Origin of the sequence: Poseidonibacter ostreae (assembly GCF_009208075.1) — a bacterium.
GTDB classification, from domain to species: Bacteria; Campylobacterota; Campylobacteria; order Campylobacterales; family Arcobacteraceae; genus Poseidonibacter; species Poseidonibacter ostreae.
The window spans coordinates 1-19,197 of record NZ_WFKJ01000023.1 but is presented as its reverse complement, the minus strand read 5'-3'; the positions used below and the strand labels follow the sequence as shown (position 1 = coordinate 19,197).

General features: G+C 27.5%; 26 protein-coding genes. 15 read left to right on the top strand and 11 right to left on the bottom strand.

All coding sequences use genetic code 11. The features are described 5' to 3' along the window. Window positions 1–98: 98 nt before the first annotated feature. On the bottom strand, window positions 99–731 hold the full coding sequence (bioD, locus tag GBG18_RS08605) for a dethiobiotin synthase (RefSeq protein WP_152190229.1): 633 nt from the start codon (window positions 729–731) through the stop codon (window positions 99–101). Window positions 732–804: 73 nt separating this feature from the next. On the opposite strand from bioD, the gene GBG18_RS08600 reads away from it, so the two are divergent. From GBG18_RS08600 to GBG18_RS08575, 6 genes are all read left to right on the top strand, one after another. After that, window positions 805–1,104, top strand: coding sequence for an ATP-dependent Clp protease adaptor ClpS (locus tag GBG18_RS08600; protein WP_152190227.1), 300 nt, complete (start codon window positions 805–807; stop codon window positions 1,102–1,104). A 1-nt stretch (window position 1,105) separates the two neighbouring features. Beyond that, window positions 1,106–3,316 (top strand): ATP-dependent Clp protease ATP-binding subunit ClpA, encoded by a 2,211-nt coding sequence (clpA, locus tag GBG18_RS08595; RefSeq protein ID WP_152190225.1) that lies wholly within the window; start codon window positions 1,106–1,108, stop codon window positions 3,314–3,316. Window positions 3,317–3,422: 106 nt separating this feature from the next. After that, complete coding sequence (locus GBG18_RS15710; RefSeq protein WP_308418457.1) at window positions 3,423–4,283, top strand: c-type cytochrome; 861 nt, start codon at window positions 3,423–3,425, stop codon at window positions 4,281–4,283. Between the two features lie 73 nt (window positions 4,284–4,356). After that, a complete protein-coding gene (gene aat / locus GBG18_RS08585) occupies window positions 4,357–5,025 on the top strand; it encodes a leucyl/phenylalanyl-tRNA--protein transferase (RefSeq protein ID WP_152190223.1) in 669 nt (222 codons plus the stop codon). A gap of 16 nt (window positions 5,026–5,041) precedes the next feature. Further along, the gene (locus tag GBG18_RS08580) at window positions 5,042–5,266 is read left to right on the top strand and encodes a VF530 family protein (RefSeq protein WP_152190221.1); all 225 of its coding nucleotides are present in this window, start codon (window positions 5,042–5,044) and stop codon (window positions 5,264–5,266) included. Window positions 5,267–5,328: 62 nt separating this feature from the next. Beyond that, window positions 5,329–6,075 (top strand): ferredoxin-thioredoxin reductase catalytic domain-containing protein, encoded by a 747-nt coding sequence (locus tag GBG18_RS08575; RefSeq protein WP_152190220.1) that lies wholly within the window; start codon window positions 5,329–5,331, stop codon window positions 6,073–6,075. Window positions 6,076–6,121: 46 nt separating this feature from the next. Here the strand turns inward: GBG18_RS08575 and GBG18_RS08570 are convergent, their stop codons facing one another. From GBG18_RS08570 to panB, 3 genes are read right to left on the bottom strand one after another with little or no spacing between them, the layout of a single operon-like run. Continuing rightward, the gene (locus GBG18_RS08570) at window positions 6,122–7,189 is read right to left on the bottom strand and encodes an AI-2E family transporter (protein ID WP_152190218.1); all 1,068 of its coding nucleotides are present in this window, start codon (window positions 7,187–7,189) and stop codon (window positions 6,122–6,124) included. After that, window positions 7,186–8,214 (bottom strand): Holliday junction branch migration DNA helicase RuvB, encoded by a 1,029-nt coding sequence (ruvB, locus tag GBG18_RS08565; RefSeq protein ID WP_152190216.1) that lies wholly within the window; start codon window positions 8,212–8,214, stop codon window positions 7,186–7,188. The genes GBG18_RS08570 and ruvB overlap by 4 nt, the downstream gene beginning before the upstream one ends. Window positions 8,215–8,217: 3 nt before the next feature. Continuing rightward, entirely contained in the window at window positions 8,218–9,027 is an 810-nt protein-coding gene (gene panB, locus GBG18_RS08560; RefSeq protein ID WP_152190214.1) for a 3-methyl-2-oxobutanoate hydroxymethyltransferase, read from the bottom strand. A 150-nt stretch (window positions 9,028–9,177) separates the two neighbouring features. Here panB and trpA point away from each other — a divergent pair, with 150 nt between their 5' ends. The 4 genes from trpA to GBG18_RS08540 are packed head-to-tail and all read left to right on the top strand — an operon-like array spanning window position 9,178 to window position 11,275. Beyond that, window positions 9,178–9,933 (top strand): tryptophan synthase subunit alpha, encoded by a 756-nt coding sequence (gene trpA, locus GBG18_RS08555; RefSeq protein ID WP_152190212.1) that lies wholly within the window; start codon window positions 9,178–9,180, stop codon window positions 9,931–9,933. 2 nt (window positions 9,934–9,935) lie between these two features. Next, window positions 9,936–10,673 (top strand): arginyltransferase, encoded by a 738-nt coding sequence (locus GBG18_RS08550; protein WP_152190210.1) that lies wholly within the window; start codon window positions 9,936–9,938, stop codon window positions 10,671–10,673. Continuing rightward, the gene (locus GBG18_RS08545; protein ID WP_152190209.1) at window positions 10,663–10,893 is read left to right on the top strand and encodes a hypothetical protein; all 231 of its coding nucleotides are present in this window, start codon (window positions 10,663–10,665) and stop codon (window positions 10,891–10,893) included. Before GBG18_RS08550 ends, GBG18_RS08545 begins: the two co-directional genes overlap by 11 nt. Beyond that, window positions 10,886–11,275, top strand: a complete 390-nt coding sequence (locus GBG18_RS08540) for a hypothetical protein (RefSeq protein WP_152190207.1) — start codon at window positions 10,886–10,888, stop codon at window positions 11,273–11,275. The genes GBG18_RS08545 and GBG18_RS08540 overlap by 8 nt, the downstream gene beginning before the upstream one ends. 20 nt (window positions 11,276–11,295) lie before the next feature. Here the strand turns inward: GBG18_RS08540 and feoB are convergent, their stop codons facing one another. Both feoB and GBG18_RS08530 read right to left on the bottom strand, forming a co-directional pair. Beyond that, a complete protein-coding gene (feoB, locus tag GBG18_RS08535) occupies window positions 11,296–13,401 on the bottom strand; it encodes a ferrous iron transport protein B (RefSeq protein WP_152190205.1) in 2,106 nt (701 codons plus the stop codon). Then, window positions 13,391–13,618: a FeoA family protein gene (locus GBG18_RS08530; RefSeq protein WP_152190203.1), complete on the bottom strand. Its 228-nt coding sequence runs from the start codon at window positions 13,616–13,618 to the stop codon at window positions 13,391–13,393. Before GBG18_RS08530 ends, feoB begins: the two co-directional genes overlap by 11 nt. 177 nt (window positions 13,619–13,795) lie before the next feature. On the opposite strand from GBG18_RS08530, the gene GBG18_RS08525 reads away from it, so the two are divergent. Then, a complete protein-coding gene (locus tag GBG18_RS08525) occupies window positions 13,796–14,233 on the top strand; it encodes a Fur family transcriptional regulator (RefSeq protein WP_152190201.1) in 438 nt (145 codons plus the stop codon). A 38-nt stretch (window positions 14,234–14,271) separates the two neighbouring features. On the opposite strand, the gene GBG18_RS08520 is transcribed toward GBG18_RS08525, so the two are convergent. From GBG18_RS08520 to GBG18_RS08500, 5 genes are all read right to left on the bottom strand, one after another. After that, window positions 14,272–14,769: a flavodoxin gene (locus GBG18_RS08520; RefSeq protein ID WP_152190199.1), complete on the bottom strand. Its 498-nt coding sequence runs from the start codon at window positions 14,767–14,769 to the stop codon at window positions 14,272–14,274. Between the two features lie 8 nt (window positions 14,770–14,777). Next, window positions 14,778–15,539, bottom strand: coding sequence for a hypothetical protein (locus GBG18_RS08515; protein WP_152190197.1), 762 nt, complete (start codon window positions 15,537–15,539; stop codon window positions 14,778–14,780). A gap of 1 nt (window position 15,540) precedes the next feature. Further along, window positions 15,541–15,867, bottom strand: coding sequence for a DUF2325 domain-containing protein (locus tag GBG18_RS08510; RefSeq protein WP_152190195.1), 327 nt, complete (start codon window positions 15,865–15,867; stop codon window positions 15,541–15,543). Between the two features lie 243 nt (window positions 15,868–16,110). Next, a complete protein-coding gene (locus GBG18_RS08505) occupies window positions 16,111–16,425 on the bottom strand; it encodes a hypothetical protein (RefSeq protein ID WP_152190194.1) in 315 nt (104 codons plus the stop codon). Window positions 16,426–16,488: 63 nt separating this feature from the next. Beyond that, complete coding sequence (locus GBG18_RS08500) at window positions 16,489–16,872, bottom strand: NUDIX domain-containing protein (protein ID WP_373279293.1); 384 nt, start codon at window positions 16,870–16,872, stop codon at window positions 16,489–16,491. A 209-nt stretch (window positions 16,873–17,081) separates the two neighbouring features. Between GBG18_RS08500 and GBG18_RS08495 the strand changes: the two genes are divergently transcribed. The 4 genes from GBG18_RS08495 (at window position 17,082) to hemH (ending at window position 19,175) form a co-directional block, all read left to right on the top strand. Beyond that, window positions 17,082–17,669, top strand: a complete 588-nt coding sequence (locus tag GBG18_RS08495) for a ParA family protein (protein WP_152190190.1) — start codon at window positions 17,082–17,084, stop codon at window positions 17,667–17,669. Between the two features lie 21 nt (window positions 17,670–17,690). Then, a complete protein-coding gene (locus GBG18_RS08490; RefSeq protein WP_152190188.1) occupies window positions 17,691–17,951 on the top strand; it encodes a hypothetical protein in 261 nt (86 codons plus the stop codon). A 9-nt stretch (window positions 17,952–17,960) separates the two neighbouring features. Further along, window positions 17,961–18,155, top strand: coding sequence for a zinc ribbon domain-containing protein (locus GBG18_RS08485; RefSeq protein ID WP_152190186.1), 195 nt, complete (start codon window positions 17,961–17,963; stop codon window positions 18,153–18,155). Window positions 18,156–18,242: 87 nt separating this feature from the next. Then, window positions 18,243–19,175 (top strand): ferrochelatase, encoded by a 933-nt coding sequence (hemH, locus tag GBG18_RS08480; protein WP_152190185.1) that lies wholly within the window; start codon window positions 18,243–18,245, stop codon window positions 19,173–19,175. Window positions 19,176–19,197: the final 22 nt, after the last annotated feature.

Genomic DNA, 19,197 nt, shown 5'->3' with positions numbered 1-19,197 from the left:
AAGGATAAAAAATAATAAAAATTTGTAAATTTGCAAATTCTTTTGTAAATTTAGCTAAATTCTCTAAATTTAGTAAAATTTAAAGAATTTAAAATTAACTATATTTCCTGTAAAAATGAAAGCTTTTTAAAATACTTTTGTAAAAATGGTTTTGATACTTTTTCAAAATCATTTTTATCTTTATATAGATTAATATAAAACTCAAAATCTATATCTCTATTTTTTAAAGCTTCTATTGAAAGTAGGGTGTCATTTATGCATCCTAGTTTTGATGGGGTAATTAAAATACATTCACTTTCAAACTCTTTTATTAAATCTATAATAAATAAGTCCTCTTCTAAAGGTACAAGAAGTCCTCCTGCTCCTTCAATTATTAAAATATCACATAAAGAAGATAAATACTCTTTTTTCTTTTTTAAAAAATCTAAAGAGATTGTAGTTTTTTCTTTTGCAACATAAGGAGCAGCAGGAAGTTTAAATTGATAAGGAACGACATCTTCTATAGATACATTAAATTGTGGATTTAGCTCTTTTGTTAATTTTAACATTTTAGAACCATCAATAGGTTCATTTACAACACCAGTTTCACAAGGCTTAAAATATCCTACCTTAAAGCCTTTACTTGCAAAATATCTTAAAAATTTTTCACAAGCATAAGTTTTTCCAACATCGGTATTTGTAGCACTAATAAAAATTGATTTATTTTTGTAGTAGTTTATCTCTTTATTCATATAATTTCTTTTTTGGTATAATATTTTCTATATTAAAAATTAGAATGATATTTTATCATAAAAAAGGTTTTAAGTGAGTAATGAGATTGAAATAGAATTAGATGATGATTTAGATTTACAAGAGCCAAAAAAATATAAAGTTTTTTTATTAAATGACGATTATTCAACAATGGATTTTGTTATTGATGTATTAGTTAAGGTATTTAGAAAAAGTGTAGATGAATCAGCAAATATTATGTTAAACATACATAATAATGGAAGAGAAGTATGTGGTGTTTATACACACGAAATAGCAGCAACTAAAGTTGGACAAGTTAAAACTCTAGCTCGTGAAAAGGGTTTTCCTTTAAAAGCTGTAATGGAAGAAGAATAAAATGATAAGTAAAGAATTAAGAAGTATTTTCTCACAAGCTGTGGGTTATGCAAAAAGTAGTAAACATGAGTATTTAACATTAGAACATATTTTTTTAATGTTATTACATGATGAATCTATAGAAAATTTATTTATAGATTTAGGGGTAGATTCAAATAAACTATTTGATGATACAAAAAAATATATTGATGAGAATACACCAAAATTACCAGAAGATATTGAAGATGAACCTTTAGAAACTATTTCACTAACTTCTACAATTGAGTATATGGTAGCACATACTCAAACAAGTGGAAGAGGAAATGCAACAGTTGAAGATATGTTTGTAGCAATTTTAAAAGATGAGAAGTCTTATGCTCTTTATCTTTTAAAAACTTTAGGTATTGAAAGAATTGATATATTAGAAGAGATTTCACATAAAGAAGAAGATGAAGTAGTTGAAGAAGTAGAAGATAAGAGTAATAAAGTATTAGATAAAAACTCTACAGAATTAGTATCTGTTGCACAAAAAGGTGAGATAGACCCAGTTATTGGAAGAGAAAAAGAGATTTCAAGAGTAATTGAAATTTTAAGTAGAAGAAAGAAAAATAATCCAATATTAGTAGGTGAACCAGGTGTTGGTAAAACTGCTATTGCTGAGGGACTTGCTTTACAAATTGCACAAGAGCAAGTACCTGAATTTTTACATGATGCAAAAGTATTCTCTTTAGATATGGGTTCTATGATTGCAGGAACTAAATATAGAGGAGATTTTGAAAAAAAATTAAAATCTTTACTTCAAGAAGTTGTAAAAGTTCCTAATGCAATTTTATTTATTGATGAGATTCATACAATAGTTGGAGCTGGAAGTGTAGGTGGTTCTGCAATGGATGCTTCAAATATTTTAAAACCAATGCTTTCAAATGGAAAATTAAGATGTATTGGTGCTACAACCTTTGCTGAGTATAGAAATGACTTTTCAAAAGATAAAGCACTTTCTAGAAGATTTGCTAAAGTAGATGTAGAAGAACCATCAATTGAGGATTCAATCTTAATCTTAGATGGATTAAAATCAAAATATGAAGAATTCCATGGTATTAAGTATTCAAAAACAGCAATTAGAAGTGCAGTTGAATTAAGTAAAAAGTATATTACTGATAGATTTTTACCTGATTGTGCAATTGATGTAATTGATGAGGTTGGAGCTTCAAAGAAAATCTCTTTAGTTGCAACTTTAAAAACAAAATCTAAGAAAAATATAACAGTTTCTCAAGAAGATATTGAAAATACAGTTGCAAAAATGGCTCATATTCCAGCTAAAAGTGCAACTAAATCTGATTTATCTTTATTAAAATCTTTAGAAAAAAATATGCAAAAAAGAGTTTATGGACAAGATGATGCAATTACAACTATTGTACAGTCTATTAAGAGAAATAAAGCAGGACTTGGTTTAGATAAAAAGCCAATAGGAAGTTTCTTATTTACAGGACCTACTGGTGTTGGTAAAACAGAAGTTGCAAAAGAGTTATCTTTACAATTAGGTGTTCATTTTGAAAGATTTGATATGAGTGAATATATGGAGGCTCATACAATTTCAAGACTTATTGGAGCACCTGCTGGATATGTTGGATTTGAACAAGGTGGATTATTAACTGAAGCCATTAGAAAGCATCCTCATACAGTACTTTTACTTGATGAAATTGAAAAAGCACATCCTGATTTAATGTCAGTTTTATTACAAGTTATGGATAATGCAGAGTTAACTGATAATGCAGGAAATAAAGCTGATTTCCAAAATGTAATACTTGTAATGACATCAAATTTAGGAGCTACTGAAGCAAATGTTATGGGATTTGCAAAAGATGATAATCTAAATGAAAATAAAGCAATAGCAAAATTCTTTGCACCAGAGTTTAGAAATAGACTTGATAGTGTTGTTTCTTTTGAAAGTTTATCAATTGACGTTGTAACAAAAGTTGTTGCTAAATTTATTAGTGATTTAGAAGAGCAATTAAGTGATAAAAATATTAAAATTAAAATAACAGTAAGAGCTAAAAAAGAGCTTGCAAGTATTGGTTATGATAAAACAATGGGGGCACGACCACTTAATAGAGTGATTTCTGATAAAATTAAAAATGTATTAACAGATGAAATTTTATTTGGAAAACTTAAAAAAGGTGGACTTGTAAATATCGACTTTAAAGAAGAATTTATATTTGAATATATCGTTTAATAACACGATTTATATACAATTGTAAATTAAGATAATTAAAGTTTAATTACTTTCTTAAGATAAAGAAAGTAAAATTCGAAATTATTTTATAAAAGGATCAAAACAAATGACAAAGATTTTAATAAGTTCTGCAGTTGCAGTTTTACTATTAACAGGATGTGGTGAAGATAAAAAAGTTACAACTGAAGTAGCTAAAGCAGTTGAACCTGTAAAAACTGAAGTAGTAAAAGTTACTGAAGATACAACTACTGTTGTAAAAGAAGCTACAGCAGAAGTTAAAGAGACTGTAATGAAAGCAGCAACTGAATTAAAAACTACTGTAAATGAAGCAGCTACAAAAGTTGTTGAAAATACAACTGCAGCAGTTAAAGAAACTACTGCAAATGTAGTTGAAACTGCAAAAACAGCAATTGCAACAGGATCTATGGATTCAAAAGAAATTGCAAATGCATCAGTTGCTGCAGTTACAGCTAAAGCTGTTGAAGTAAAAGACTCAGCAAAAGAAGTAGTTACTTCAACAGTTGAAAAAGCAAAAGAAACTACAACAGCAGCTGTTTCACAAACAGTTGAAAAAGCAAAAATGGCAGTATCAGATGCTACAGAAAGTGCTAGTGCAAAAGTTACAGATACAGTTGCAGCAGTTACTGCTACAAAAGAAGCAACAAGTGAAAAAGCAGAAGCAGTTAAAACTGAAGCAGTTGCAAAAGTAGCAGCTGCAGCACCTTCAATTAATGCACAAGCATTATTTGGTGCGTGTGCTGGTTGTCATGGTCAAAATGGTGAAAAACCTGCATTAGGAAAATCACAAGTTATTCAAGGTTGGGATAAAGCAAAAGTTATTGAAGCTTTAAATGGTTATAAGGATGGCTCTTATGGTGGAGTAATGAAAGGTGTTATGAAAGGTCAAGTTGCGACTAAATCAGATGCTGAAATTGATGCATTAGCAGAATTTATTTCTAACTTATAATATATAAAGAAGGAACTCCTTCTTTATATAAACTTCTTTTTAGATATAATCTTTATAAAAATAAGGTTTATATTTGAATATCTACCCTTTAGATAAAAACTCATATATTTTTCCAAACCCAATTTATGCTGATGATAAAGGCCTTTTAGCTTATGGTGGTGATTTAAATCCTTCTCGTATTATGACTGCATATTTAAATGGAATATTCCCATGGTATAACGAATCTGATCCAATTTTGTGGTGGAGTCCAAATCCTAGATGTATATTAGATTTTGAAGATTTTAAAATATCAAAAAGTCTTAGGAAAGTTATAGATAAAAACATATTTGAAATTAAGTTTGATACAAATTTTACTCAAGTTATGAAAGAGTGTAAAAATATAAATAGAGAGAATCAAAAAGGTACATGGATTCAAGATGAATTAATTGAGGCATATACTAAACTACATGAAATGGGCTTTGCACACTCTTTTGAAGCTTATTTCAATGGTGAATTAGTTGGTGGTGGATATGGTATTAATATAGGAAATATTTTTTGTGGGGAATCTATGTTTGCTAAAAAAACTGATGCTTCAAAAGTTGCATTATATTTTTTAGTACAAAGATTAAAAGAAAAAGGTTTTTCTTTTATAGATTGTCAAATACCAACTCCACATTTATTATCTTTGGGTGCAAAAACAATAGATAGAAATGAGTTTATTTTAAGTGTGAAAAAATCATCTGAGAATTTAAAAGAATTCTAAATAATAAAGGAAAATTATGGCTGGTAATAATGAAAATAATCCCTTACATGGAATAAAACTAGAAATGATTCTAAATGAATTAGTTGATGAGTTTGGATGGGAAGAGTTAGATAAAAGAATAAAGATAAACTGTTTTTATAATAACCCATCTATAAAGTCATCTTTGAAGTTTTTACGAAAGACTCCTTGGGCTAGAACTAAAGTTGAAAATTTATATATTAGAACTTTTAAAAAATCATAATATATAAAAACTAATGAAGATTATACTAATATACATATTCAAAAATTTATAGGATATTTAAAATGATAAAAAAAATAGATACAAATAGTGAAGAGTTTCAAACTGAATTTGAATTAACAAAACAATTTACAGATAAAGTTGTTAAAAATTTTAACTTTGCATATAATCCAAATGATGAAGTAAATGAATCAATTCAAATGGGACTTGCTAGAAATAAAATGATATATGGAAAAAGGTATTGTCCATGTTTTATGGTTATTGGTGAGATTAAAGAGGAACAAAAAGCAGCTGATAATAGGTTATGTCCATGTAAACCAGCTCTTGAAAAAGAGATTCCAGAAACTGGAAATTGTCACTGTGGAATTTTCTGTACACCTGAATTTGCAGATAAAAGTGCAAAAGAAGAAGATTTACATGATGCAATCGCAACTCATTCAAGAGGAATTACTAAAGAAGAGTGTGAGCAGTTATTATTAAAACAAGAAGTAAATTCTCAAGAACTAGAATCATTATTAGAAGCACGAGACTTAGGTTTTGTAAAGTTCAATCTTATTGATACAAGAGAGTGGATGGAATGGGTAGGTACAAGAATTAAAGGAACAGATTATTTAGTTCCTACAACATCATTTTACCAAGCACTTGAGAGAGTTGATGACCAAAAAGATACACCTGTTATTGTTTACTGTTTAAGTGGTAGTAGATCTGCTTATTGTCAAAGAATTATGCTTGACTTAGGATATAAATCTGTTGCAAACTTAGATTATGGAATTTCAACGTTCCAAGGTGAAAGAGAAAGTGGAGAAGAATAAAATAGTTTAATTACTAAAACTTTTATTACTCTTTGGATGAATCTTTTTAGGATTCATCCTTTTTATAGTAAGATAAATTTTCTTTATTATCTTCAGTATATTTTTTTAATAAATGCATAATTGATATGAAAAATGTCACCATCGCAGGTCCAATAATCATCCCCCAAAATCCAAATGTTGAAAGTCCAGCTACAATTGAAAAGAATATTAAAATCTCATTTACCTTTGTAGGAGTTTTTACAACTTTTTGATTTATATATTTTATGATAATTGGTTTAGCAAAAGTATCAGCAAAAACTGAAATCATTAGTATTGAATAAACTGCTATTACAATAGCATTAGTAATTGAACCTGTCATTGCTTCATAAATTACTACAGGTAACCACATAATAATTCCTCCAATAACAGGAATTAATGATGCAAAACCATATAAAACACCAAGTAATAATCCATCATATCTATAAAATGTTAGAAAGAATCCAAATAAAAAGCCTTGAAAAATCGCTGTAATTAATATAGAGTATAAAACTACTGTCATTACATTTGATGATTCATAAAAAAGAGTAATGGAATCATCTTTTTTTATTGGTAATAATCCTTTTACAAACGTAGATAAACCTGTTGCATAAAGTGTAAAGAAAAAGAAAAATATTAAAATCATAACCATATCAATCATAAATCTAGCAGAGTTTTTACCTAAGTAAGCACCAACTGATAGTATGTTTTGAACAACTTCTCTTACATCTATTTTTGCTAAGATTTGAGTTAATTGTTCTTTTAAAAATAAGAAATCATCTGAAATATTTTCAACCCAGAATTTAATATTATCAAAAAGTCCAAATAAAGCTTGCTTATCTACATGATTAAAGAAGTTAGCAAAGGCAAAAATACAATACATTACTGGAATAAAAAATATTCCTGCAAGTGTAACTGTCATAATAACTGAAGATAAAGTTCTACTTTTTAATCTATTCTCTAGAAACAGTGTTAAAGAGTTTGTAGCAACTGCTAAAAGTAGGGCAACAAACATTGCTTTTAAAAATGGACTAAATAGCTCCACCATAAAAAATATTGTAATAGCTGCTATGAAGATTAAAAAGTAAACTGGTTTCAAAATAAACTACCTTCCTGATCTAATTTTTCGCTTGCTGGATATGAAAGTCTAAACATTTCATAAGTTTTTATTGAAGCAACTCTTCCTCTTGCAGTTCTTTCTATAAAACCATTTGCAAGTAAGTATGGTTCAATTGCATCTTCAATTGTACCCTCATCTTCACTAAGTGCGGCAGCCATAGTTGAAAGTCCCATAGGTTTGCCTTTATTTGAAACTAGAAGTTCAAGAAGGTTTATGTCCATTTCATCAAAACCACTTTCATTTACTCCTAGTTCATCTAGTGCAAATTTACATCTTGCTAAATTTATACTCTCTTCATTTTCTACTTCAGCAAAATCTCTTACACGTCTTAGAAGTCTTAATGCAACCCTTGGAGTTCCTCTACTTCTTCTTGAAATTTCATCTGCTGCATCATCTTGACAATATTTATTTAGTTTTTCTGATGCAATTTGTATGATCTTTGCTAATTCTTGATGATTATAAAATTGCATTCTAAAGTGCATTCCAAACCGTTCACGTAAAGGATTTGAAAGCATTCCTGCTCTTGTTGTTGCTCCAATTAGTGTAAATCTTGGTAAATCAATTTTAACAGTTTGTGCAGCAGGTCCTGAACCAATTATGATATCTAATCTATAATCTTCCATTGCAGGATAAAGTATCTCTTCAACAGCAGGTGATAATCTATGTATTTCATCAATAAATAAAATATCACCTTCTTCTAAGTTTGTTAAAATTGCAGCTAAATCTCCTGATTTTTCAATCATAGGTCCTGCTGTAATTTTAATATTTGTATTCATTTCATTTGATATTAAATACGAAATAGTTGTTTTTCCAAGTCCAGGAGGTCCATAGAATAATATATGGTCTAAAGCTTCATTTCTTTTTTTAGAAGCTTCAATAAAAACTTTTAAATTTCTTTTTATCTTTTCTTGACCAATGTAATCATCCCAAGAAGAGGGTCTTAAACTTATCTCATTATTATCTTCTTCAAAAGATACAGATTCAACTTCTACTATTCTTTCCATACTCTAGTATTCTTCGTCTTTTGAAGGGAATGATGAGTCTTGAACATCACTTCTATATTGATTTACAGACTCTTTTACTAATTGAGCACCATTTAAATAGTGTCTTACAAATTTTGGTTTAAAATCTTCAAAGAAACCTAACATATCTGACCAAACTAATACTTGACCATCTGTTACATTTCCTGCACCAATTCCAATAATAGGTATATTAACAGCTTCCGTAATTTTTAAAGCAGCATCACTCATAACACCTTCAACAACAATAGCAAAAGCACCTGCTTTTTCAACAGCAATTGCATCACGAATTAATTGTTCTGTATCTTCTTGTGTTTTCCCTCTAACTTTATATCCACCCTCACTTCTTACATATTGTGGCATAAGACCAATATGTCCCATAACAGCAACTGAGTTAGATGTAAGATGTTTTATAATATCTGCTCTATCTTCTCCACCTTCAATTTTAACAGCAGCAGCATTTGTTTCTTGATAAACTTTTACTGCATTTTCTAAGGCTTGATTTTCGTTTATATATGTACCAAATGGCATATCTAAAATAACAAAAGCTTTAGGAGCACCTTTACATACAGCTTTTGTATGATAAATCATTTGATCAAGTGTAGCTGAAAGAGTATCTGGCATACCTGCAAAACTCATATTTAAACTGTCACCTACTAAAATCATATCTGCAACTTCTTCAAAAAGTTTTGCAAAAAGTGCATCGTAAGCTGTTATCATTGTAAGTTTTTTATTGTTTTTAGAATTCTTAATTTTTGTTACATTCATTTTTTCAAAATCATTTTTTATAATACTCATTTTATATTTATCCCATTATTTAACTTAAGAGATATTTTATCACAAAAATCTTTTTTATAAATAAATAGCAGTATAAAGAACCTTTATAAAGTCAGATTAAACATGAGTTTAGATAATATACAAGCTATTAATTAATTAGGATATATTTTAATGAGTGAAAATATTGATAAAAAACTTGTAGGTTATATTACAGCCTCATACCCAGATAATAACTTTACAGTGGATTTAGCCTTAAGTATGAAAGAAGCAGGAGTTGATACTTTAGAATTAGGAATTCCTTTCTCTGATCCAGTTGCTGATGGTCCAGTTATTGAAAAAGCTAATTTAATTGCATTAAATAAAGGCTTTAAGTTAAAAGATCTTTTTGAAGTATCTTCAAAAACAGCACCACATATGGATACATTGTGGATGGGATATACTAATCCTTTTTATAGATATGGAATTGAAAAGTTTTTACAAAAAGCAGATGAATTTGGAATAAAAGGAACTATTATTCCTGATTTACCTTTTGAAATGGCAGAAAATCTTTTACCTTTATATAAAAAATATAATAAAGCAAATATTTCATTTGTAGCACCAACTGATAGCCAAGAGCGAATTAAAGAGATTATCACTGATAGTCAGAAATTTATTTATATGGTTGCTTATGCTGGAATAACAGGTAGTGGACAAAGTGAAGATTTATCAAAAATTATTGAAAATGTAAGAAAATATTCTAAAACACCTTTATATATTGGTTTTGGTGTTGATGAAAATACTTGTAAAGAAAAATCTAAAGGTGTTGATGGAGTAATTGTTGGAAGTGCTTTTGTTAAGCATATTATAGATGATTCTTTATCAAACAATGAAAAAATTTCAAAAATCACTGCAATAGCAAAAGAAATAAAAGAAAAAATAAACGAATAATTATGCATATTTTAAACAAAGATATTGAGTTTTTAGAAGAGCAAAGAGATTGCTCTTATTTTGAAGATAAAATATCTGATATTAGATATAAATATATGTTCTCATGTCCTCCTAGTTCTTATCAAGAGATGTTAGAGCGAGGTTGGAGACGTTTTGGGAAAATGCATTTTGTACCAGAATGTAGATCTTGTACAAAGTGTGTTTCAATGCGAATTGATGTTGCAAACTACAAGTTTTCAAAATCTGAAAATAGAGTTATAAATAAAAATAGAGATACAAAACTCTATATTAGACCTCCTTCTATGACAATGGAGCATTTAGAGTTATATGATAAGTATCATGAGTTTATGAATAGAAAAAAAGACTGGCCTTACTCTCCAATTGATGCAAATGAATATTCAAAATCTTATGTAGAATCTAAAGAAGAGTATGCAAAAGAGTTTTTATATATGAAAGATAATAAATTAGTTGGTGTTGCTTTAGTTGATATTCTACCTAATGCCATCTCTTCAATTTATTGTTATTATGATCATGATTATGCAGACTTATCATTAGGAAAATTTTCAATTTTAGCACAAATAAAAATTGCAAAAGAGATGAATGTTCCTTATATATATTTAGGTTATTGGATAAAAGATCATTTTTCTATGGGTTATAAAGAATCTTATACACCTTTTGAAATATTAGAGAATAGACCTAATTTAGATGAAGAAACTATATGGAAAAAATATGAATTATAATATTGTTGTGATTGTAAGTATTGTTATTTGTGCTATACTTTCTTTGTTATTAAGTTATTATGGAGTTCTTATAATTTTAGATGAAGATAGTTCTCTTTTTAAAATAACTCAATTAATCGTAGCTATAGTGTCAATGACAACATTTTATGCTCCTATAAAACATTTATTATTAAAGTATATGGATGTAGATGAGAGTGAAAGTGAGAATATAAATGATTAAATATTTATTTCCTTTTTTATTTATTTTAACAATTGTAAATGCAGAAAATATTAATACACAAGATGAAGAATTAGCTGATGAATACCCTATTGAAAATATAGATGAAACAAGAATTGATCCATCTGTTGATTGCTTGATTTTACAAGATGAAAACTCAATTATTTGTAAATTTGAAACAAATCGATCTACTAGTGATCAAGATATTGTAGTTCAATGGATTGATCCACAAGGTGATGTTTCAAGAAGTAGAAATATGATAGTTCCAGCAGGTCATGCTTCAATTTATGATTATAGATATATTAATGGTAGACTTTTAGGCTCTTGGACTTTTAAAGTTTTAGAAAATGATAAAGAGTATACAACTGATTTTGAATTAAAATAGTTAATTGTATAAGAAAATTCTTATACAATTAATCTTGTTATATTATAAGCAATAAATGAGAATATCCAGGCAGTTGCTGTCGTAAATACAAATAAATAAACTAAATACTTCCATCCCCCAGCTTCTTTTGCAAAAACCATTGATGCAGCTAAACAAGGTAAATATATCATTACAAATACTATAAATGATATGGCTGATGCAAATGGAATATTGTTTTTAATCTTTTCAAGTAAACCTTTAGAGTTCTCGTCATTATCCTCACCTAAACCATATAAAATACCTAAAGTAGAAACAACAATCTCTTTTGCTGCTAATCCTGTTTCAAGTGCAATTGACATTTTCCAATCAAAGCCTAATGGAGCAAAGAATGGCTCTGAAAACTTACCAATTTTTCCTAAGTATGAGTTTTCTAAGTTATATAATGCAAGTTTACCACTAAGATAACTTTGCTCTTCTTCACTCATTGCTTGCTCGATTTTAACTGAGTATTGTTCTTCAATAAGTGGATATTTTGGATAGTTTGATGCAAACCAGATTAAAATTGATGCCGCTAAAATATATGTTCCTGCTTTCTTTAAATACATATAAGCTTGATTTGAAACTGTATGTCTGATTAGTTTAAACGATGGCATTCTATATTTTGGCATTTCCATAACAAAAGGTTCATCTTCACTTTTAAATACTACAATTTTTAATACTTTTGCAGCAACTAAACCTAATAATGCACCTGAGATATAGATTATAAATATTACATTTCCTGCGTTTTCAGCTGAGAAAAAGGCACCAGTAAATAAAACATAAATAGGTAATCGTGCACCACAAGACATAAATCCTATAATAAATAGTGTAAGTAATCTATCTTTTTCATTTTTAAGTGTTCTTGCTGCCATATAAGCAGGAACTGAACACCCAAAACCTGTAACTAAAGGAATAAATGATTTCCCATGTAAACCAAATTTATGAAAGAATCCATCAAGTAAAAAAGCAACTCTACTCATATACCCAGTTGTCTCAAGTAAGGCAATTCCAAAGAATAAGATTACAATATTTGGTAAAAATAAAATAACAGCTCCAACACCTGCAATTGCTCCATCTGCGACAATAGAAGCAAATTCATTATCTCCTAATATTTCTTTTGTAGAATCAATTAAAGATGCAAAAAAACTATCAATCATATCCATTGGAATATTTCCAAGAACGAAAGTCAATTGGAATAATCCCCACATTAAAAATAGGAAAATTGGAATACCAAATATTTTATGAATTAAAAGTCCATCAATTTTTTCTGTAAGTGTTTTTTGCACTGAAACTTTTTGTTTAACAGTCTCAGTAACAGCACCTTTTGCAAAAGCAAACTTTTCATCATTAAAAATATCTTCAACATTTTTTGTATTATAATGGATATTTAAATGCTCAAATGCATTATTTAAAATAGGCTGTAATTTAACCCAAATTGGTTCATCATGAAATACTTTATAAGTTTGTTTATCTTCTTTTAAAAGTTTTAAAGCTAACTCTCTATATGTACAATGAGTTTTAAAACCAGTCTCTTTAAAAAGCTTTGAAATATTTTCTATTTCTTCTTCAATTACATCTGAGAAGATAAGTTTTGTAGGAAGTTTTTTATCTTCAAATTTTGTCACAATTGCTTCAATAACTTCATTAATACCGATATTTTTCGCAGCACTTGTTTTAAAACAAGGTTTTCCAAGAATTTTACTTAATTGTTTTTCATCAATTTGAATATCTTCTTTTTGTGCTTCATCTATCATATTTAAAGCAATAATCATTTTTTTGTCTAATGCTAATAATTCCGATGTTAAATATAAGTTTCTTTCTAAATTTGTTGAATCTAGAACATTTAGAATAATATCGTATGGCGAATTATCTAAAAACTCTTTTGTAACTTTTTCTTCAAGTGTATATTCATTTAGTGAATATGCTCCTGGTAAATCAGTAATTTCAATTTTATAATCTTTATACGTTAAAAAAACTTCTTCTTTAGCAACAGTAACTCCTGAAAAGTTACCAACTTTTAATCTCGCATTTGAGATTGAATTAATAAGCATTGATTTTCCAACATTAGGTTGTCCAACTAATGCAACTTTTATTGTTTTATTGTTCATCTTCTATCTCTATTTTCGCAGCTTCTGAAAATCTTATAGCTACTTTTGTATTTTTGATTTTAACTTCCATTGTACTTCTTGCAAGAGTTATCTCTTCAACTGTTACTTTAGAACCTTTTACCATACCAAATGAATAAAATCTATTTTTTAATTCACTTTCACAATTTACAGCCTTTATAACTGCAATATCTCCGATATTTAACTTATCTAGAGTCATTTTCTACCTTTTTAAAACTAATAATGATTATTATAACAAAATTTAACTTCTCATATCTTGATTAATATCAACTATCATTATGATGATTAATATTAAATGATAATAATTACTATTTGTTATTTTAAAAAACTTTAGATATACTACTTTAAATTAGATAATTATAAGAGGCATATTTACATGATTAATAGTGAAGAAGCGATTGAAGAGTTAAAAAAAATTGTTAAACAAAAAGGTCTTAAATATACTGAACAAAGAGAAATTGTACTTAGTATTTTAATTCATGCAGAAGATCACTTAAGTGCAGAAGAAGTTTATAATGAAATAAAAACAAAGCATACTGATTCAAATATCGGTATTGCTACAGTATATAGAGCACTTAGTTTTTTAGAAGAAGTAGATTTAATTACATCAATTACTTTTGGTAGTGATGGTAAAAAATATGAAAGCAATGCAAAATCACATCATGATCATTTGATTTGTACTGAATGTGGAAAAATAGTAGAGTTTTTAGATGATGAGATTGAAAAAAGACAAGAAAGAATTGCAAAGAAAAATAAGTTTAAAATTACAAATCATTCTATGCAATTATATGGAACATGCGAGGATTGTCAATAATATATTAAGAGTTTCCTCTTAATATATTTTAAATACTTTTATAAAATTTCTTCTTTTATATTTTCAACCCAATTTTTAATTCTTTCATCTGTTAAATCATCTTGATTATCTTCATCAATTACTAAACCTACAAATTTTCCATCTATTTCAGCTTTAGAATCATCAAACTCATAACCTTCAGTTGATGTAAATCCAACAATCTTTGCACCACTTGTACTTACTTGTTCATAAATAATTCCTAAGGCATTACAAAAATCATCTGGGTAACCATCTTGATCTCCTAAACCAAATAAAGCAAGGGTTTTATCAACTAAGTTAATTGTTTTAAATGAATCCCAAGCTTCATCCCAATCATCATTTAATTCTCCTTCACCCCAAGTAGAACCACCTAAAATAACTCTTTTATAATCATTTATTTTAGCTACATCAGTTTGGCTTAAATCAAATACCTCAATATCTCCTAATTCACTTGCAATTTTACTTGCGATTTCTTCTGAATTTCCTGTACTACTTCCATAAAATAATGCTGTTGACATTTTAACTCCTATATATTTTTTCTAATTATTGACCTTAAAGAATAAGGTATCGCTTTTATTTGATATGTTTTATATTTTAATTCATCTACAAAAACAGGTATATGTCTTGTAAAATCATTGTCTTTTGGATAAATCAAATATACTTGATTAAATTCACCTTTGTTTATCACTTTTATTGCATTATCTACTTCATTTTGTATATTTGGATTTTTTCTTTGGATATTTTTCCATGAAGTATATATTTTTAATGCGCAAACATCTTTTTGTTTTATTGATATTGAATCAGCTAAATCTTTTACTTCTTTGTCTTTATGTAATTTTCTTAATTTTTCTAAAACAAATTCATGAAAAAGTAAATTTTTATCTATTAATAGTTGCATTTTATTATTAATAAAACAGTGTGATATTAATTTTGCAGCTGGTAATAAGTTTTTACTATTTACAATAATTAACTTCTTTGTTTTTGAAGAAGTATAATTGTTTATAATATTCGTAGAATTTATACAAATATTAAACTCTTTATTTTTTGGTTTTATTCTTATATTGCATTGTGGTAATAGTACTTTTATCTTTGATTCAAATGCAATTTTTAAAGGTAAAACTGCTAAAGATTTTTGCTCATATTTACTAAATGTACATACAGAATTTAAAACAAAATTACTAAGATGTAAAAATAATTGTCTTAGTTTAAACTCAGAATCAAAAGTATCAAAATCTTTTGATAACAACTCTTTATTTCCATCAAATCCTACAAAATCATTGTAATTCATCCTACTTTCCTTTACAATTAGCGTAGCAATCGTTACAGTCTTTAATTCCCATAACTTTTACATACTCTTCATATACACAAGATACTGATCTTTTTGCACATACAAAAGGGATATTTTTCTTTTTGGCTTCATTTTTATATTTAAGCATAGTATTATGATTTAAAAAAGAAGTAAGCATTAAAATACAGTCTGTATCTATTGGAACTTTTTTTCTAGGAGCAGAGGATTTTTTTCTAGCATCCCAGTGATTTATTGTTTTTGCTCCAAGACTTTCTAACATGGTTGAAATGTGTGAGATTTTATCTCCACCTATAATTAATATACTCATAATTTATCCCTGCCTTAGCAAGTGCAACCAGTTGGTTTTACTAAGTCTTTTTTATTTGATATCTCTATTTGATACATATTTAATCCTTGTATTGATAATCATTATTGTAATGTTATCAGCGCGAAGCTTAAATATTAATTAATATTGATAATAAATATCATTAATGTTTTAAGATTAAAAAATAAATTGAATTTGTATTAAAAAAGTTTGTGAGAGTTTATAAAAGAAAATAGGTTATAAAACCTACTTCTTTTTTGTGCCTTGTGGAGAGTATTTAAAGAATACAAATAAAACTGCAAGCATTACTAATACTGTTAATACTGACATAAAACTAAGTTCTACTTCTGAACTTGTTCCATCTAATGTTCTTTGGTAATCTTTAGGCATAAATAAAAACAATGTTGATAAAAGCATAAAAGAAGCTGTTGTAACTGCTATTAAATGTGCAATAACCTTATGTAGTTTTGTAATATAGAAATCTTTTACCATTTTCCAAGTTAAAAAACCTGCAAGTAATACGATTCCAAGTACGATCATTTCTTCATATTGTGGTTCCAATATTAATATCCTTATTATAAGTTGTTGTATTCTATGTATAATCTACTTAAAAAATACTTATTTTTATTTATTAAAATCTTTTATAAAATCTCTTAAAATCTCTGCATGGTCAAAAACAAGTTTTTCAAAAGGTATATCTTCTAGTTTATAAATATAAACATCTTTTGCATCATCTGCAGCTTTTGGAATCCCATAAGCCTTACATACAAAAACGCAAGAGACACAATGAAATCTTTTATCTCTTAATGGATTTGAATAGACACCTAAAAGTTTTTCTATTTTAACATCAAGTGTAACCTCTTCCTTCATTTCTCTTATAACTGCATTTTCAACACTTTCTCCAATATCTACAAAACCACCTGGAATTGCTATGCCTTTTGGTTCATTTAGTCTTTGAATTAATACAATGCCTTGAAAAACATCTTTTTCATCATATAGTTTTATTATTCCATCACTTGCTAGATGTGGAGTTTTAAGTTCAAAATTAGCGATAATATATCCTTTGTAAAAAGAAATATTTTAGCATAATATAGATGATAAAACTACAATTAAATACAAGGTAATTAATTATATCAAAATTTAAAAAATTAAATTAAATATAAAATAAGATAAACAATTGTAATATATTGTAAACAATTATATTAAAAGGTATTTAAATGCAAATAATTATATATAATCAAAAAGGTGGTGTTGGTAAATCAATGATTGCAACACAGTTAGCACTTAGTTTTGATACAACTATTGTAGAACTAGATCCATATGGAATGCTAAGTGATACTTTAGGTAAGGACATAGTTTATAAAGTAGGATTAAATGAAAATGTTCCAAATATAAAAGAGGGCGATGTTATTTATGATTTTGGTGGTTTTGATGATTTAAGACTTGATGAAGTTTCAAAAAATGCTGATTTAATTATTATTCCTTTTAATCCAACAATAAATTCACTAGGAACAACACTAAAAAGTTATAAAAGAGTTAAAGAACAAAATGTACCAATATTATTTGTAGTAAATGCAGTTTTAAACGATAAAGATGTGGAAGAGTCTATAAATTTTATTAAAGAGAATACGCAAGATGATATTGAGTATTTTGTAATTCCTCATACAAGAGCATTACAAACAGTAGAAAATGAAGGAGTAAGTATTATAGAGTTTGCAAATACAAGTGGATTAAGAAAACATACTTATAGAAAAATTAGTGCTACAATGAAAGATTTAGTTAAAACAATTGAAGAATACTTATAGAAATTTTTAAAAAGGTATATTATGGCAAGAGCAAAATTTGAAAACTTGAAAAATATAGAAAATAAAGAGACTTTTACACATAAAGATTTACAACAAAAAAAAGCAGGACGTCCAAGTGGAAGTAGTGTAAAAAAAGAGCAGTCAAATGCTTCTTTAACAATTGCATTAACTCCAAGTCAAAAAGAAGAATTAGAAAAATATGCAAAAAAAGAGTATAGATCAGTTGGAAGTGTAATCAAAATGCTTCTAATTAAAAATGAAATTATAAGTATAAATGAATAAGGATTAAATATGGAAGAGATGAATATACAATGTCCATACTGTTTACAAGCTATAACCGTTTTAGTAGATACTGGAGTTTATGAATATACAACATTAATTGATGATTGTGAGGTCTGTTGTAGGCCAATTGAAATATCTTATAGTGTTGAAGATGGCAGAGTTTCCTCCCTTTCATATAATAGTATAGAGGGTAATGAATTTTAAAATATTTATTAATTAACAAAAAATACCTATGAAAAATATCTGAGTATTGTAAAGTATCAAAAATATTTACAAAAGAGGTATATAGTTTTGAAAAGAGCAGTTGTTTTAATGAATATGGGTGGACCAAATAATGTAGAGGAAGTAAAAGTTTTTTTAAGAAATATGTTTAATGATAAATATATTATTGGCGCACCACAACCAATTAGAGCAATGATTGGTGAATTAATTATCTTTAAAAGATTAAAAGAGTCTCAAGAAAACTATAATAAACTAGGTGGGATGTCTCCTATTGTAGGACATACTAAAAGATTAGTAAGAAGACTTAATAGAGAACTTGATGCAGATGTATTTCATGAAATGAGATATACACCTCCTTTTGCAAGTGAAGTAATGCAAAAACTTGTAGATTATGATGAAATCTACGCTATTCCTATGTATCCCCATTATTCAAGTACAACTACCAAATCTTCAATTGAAGATTTTATGAAAGTTGCTAAAAAGTATAATCTAGATAAAAAAGTAAAAACAATTGATAGTTATTATGAAAATAAGAATTATAATAAAGCAATAGTTGAGAGAATTAAACAAACACTAAAAGAGGGTGAAAATTCAGAAGATTTTGAGCTGATTTTTTCAGCTCATGGTTTAACACAAAGAATTGTTGATAAAGGTGATTTATACCAAAAGCATATTTTAGCAAATGTAGAATGTGCTAAAAAAGAGTTAGAAGAGCAAGGTGTTAAGTTTAAAAATATACATGTAGCTTATCAATCAAGACTTGGACCAATGGAGTGGTTAAGACCTTATTTAGAAGATAAATTAGCAGAAATAGAATCAAAAGTAATACTCTATCCAATATCTTTTACAGTTGATAACTCTGAAACTGAATATGAACTAGATATGGAGTACTTAGAAGTAGCAGAAGAGTTAGGACTTGAAGATTATCGAGTTGCAAAAACACCGAATCATCATCCATATTTTATGGAAGCAATAAAAGAGATATATGAAAGTATGAAATAAAGATTTATAACTTGTACATTGT

Excerpts from the sequence above, each read along its gene's own strand:
- bioD (WP_152190229.1), bottom strand. The coding sequence starts at position 731 with ATGAATAAAGAGATAAACTACTACAAAAATAAATCAATTTTTATTAGT.
- clpA (WP_152190225.1), top strand. The coding sequence starts at position 1,106 with ATGATAAGTAAAGAATTAAGAAGTATTTTCTCACAAGCTGTGGGTTAT.
- GBG18_RS15710 (WP_308418457.1), top strand. The coding sequence starts at position 3,423 with ATGACAAAGATTTTAATAAGTTCTGCAGTTGCAGTTTTACTATTAACA.
- GBG18_RS08580 (WP_152190221.1), top strand. The coding sequence starts at position 5,042 with ATGGCTGGTAATAATGAAAATAATCCCTTACATGGAATAAAACTAGAA.
- GBG18_RS08575 (WP_152190220.1), top strand. The coding sequence starts at position 5,329 with ATGATAAAAAAAATAGATACAAATAGTGAAGAGTTTCAAACTGAATTT.
- ruvB (WP_152190216.1), bottom strand. The coding sequence starts at position 8,214 with ATGGAAAGAATAGTAGAAGTTGAATCTGTATCTTTTGAAGAAGATAAT.
- panB (WP_152190214.1), bottom strand. The coding sequence starts at position 9,027 with ATGAGTATTATAAAAAATGATTTTGAAAAAATGAATGTAACAAAAATT.
- trpA (WP_152190212.1), top strand. The coding sequence starts at position 9,178 with ATGAGTGAAAATATTGATAAAAAACTTGTAGGTTATATTACAGCCTCA.
- GBG18_RS08550 (WP_152190210.1), top strand. The coding sequence starts at position 9,936 with ATGCATATTTTAAACAAAGATATTGAGTTTTTAGAAGAGCAAAGAGAT.
- GBG18_RS08545 (WP_152190209.1), top strand. The coding sequence starts at position 10,663 with ATGAATTATAATATTGTTGTGATTGTAAGTATTGTTATTTGTGCTATA.
- GBG18_RS08540 (WP_152190207.1), top strand. The coding sequence starts at position 10,886 with ATGATTAAATATTTATTTCCTTTTTTATTTATTTTAACAATTGTAAAT.
- feoB (WP_152190205.1), bottom strand. The coding sequence starts at position 13,401 with ATGAACAATAAAACAATAAAAGTTGCATTAGTTGGACAACCTAATGTT.
- GBG18_RS08530 (WP_152190203.1), bottom strand. The coding sequence starts at position 13,618 with ATGACTCTAGATAAGTTAAATATCGGAGATATTGCAGTTATAAAGGCT.
- GBG18_RS08525 (WP_152190201.1), top strand. The coding sequence starts at position 13,796 with ATGATTAATAGTGAAGAAGCGATTGAAGAGTTAAAAAAAATTGTTAAA.
- GBG18_RS08520 (WP_152190199.1), bottom strand. The coding sequence starts at position 14,769 with ATGTCAACAGCATTATTTTATGGAAGTAGTACAGGAAATTCAGAAGAA.
- GBG18_RS08515 (WP_152190197.1), bottom strand. The coding sequence starts at position 15,539 with ATGAATTACAATGATTTTGTAGGATTTGATGGAAATAAAGAGTTGTTA.
- GBG18_RS08510 (WP_152190195.1), bottom strand. The coding sequence starts at position 15,867 with ATGAGTATATTAATTATAGGTGGAGATAAAATCTCACACATTTCAACC.
- GBG18_RS08495 (WP_152190190.1), top strand. The coding sequence starts at position 17,082 with ATGCAAATAATTATATATAATCAAAAAGGTGGTGTTGGTAAATCAATG.
- GBG18_RS08490 (WP_152190188.1), top strand. The coding sequence starts at position 17,691 with ATGGCAAGAGCAAAATTTGAAAACTTGAAAAATATAGAAAATAAAGAG.
- GBG18_RS08485 (WP_152190186.1), top strand. The coding sequence starts at position 17,961 with ATGGAAGAGATGAATATACAATGTCCATACTGTTTACAAGCTATAACC.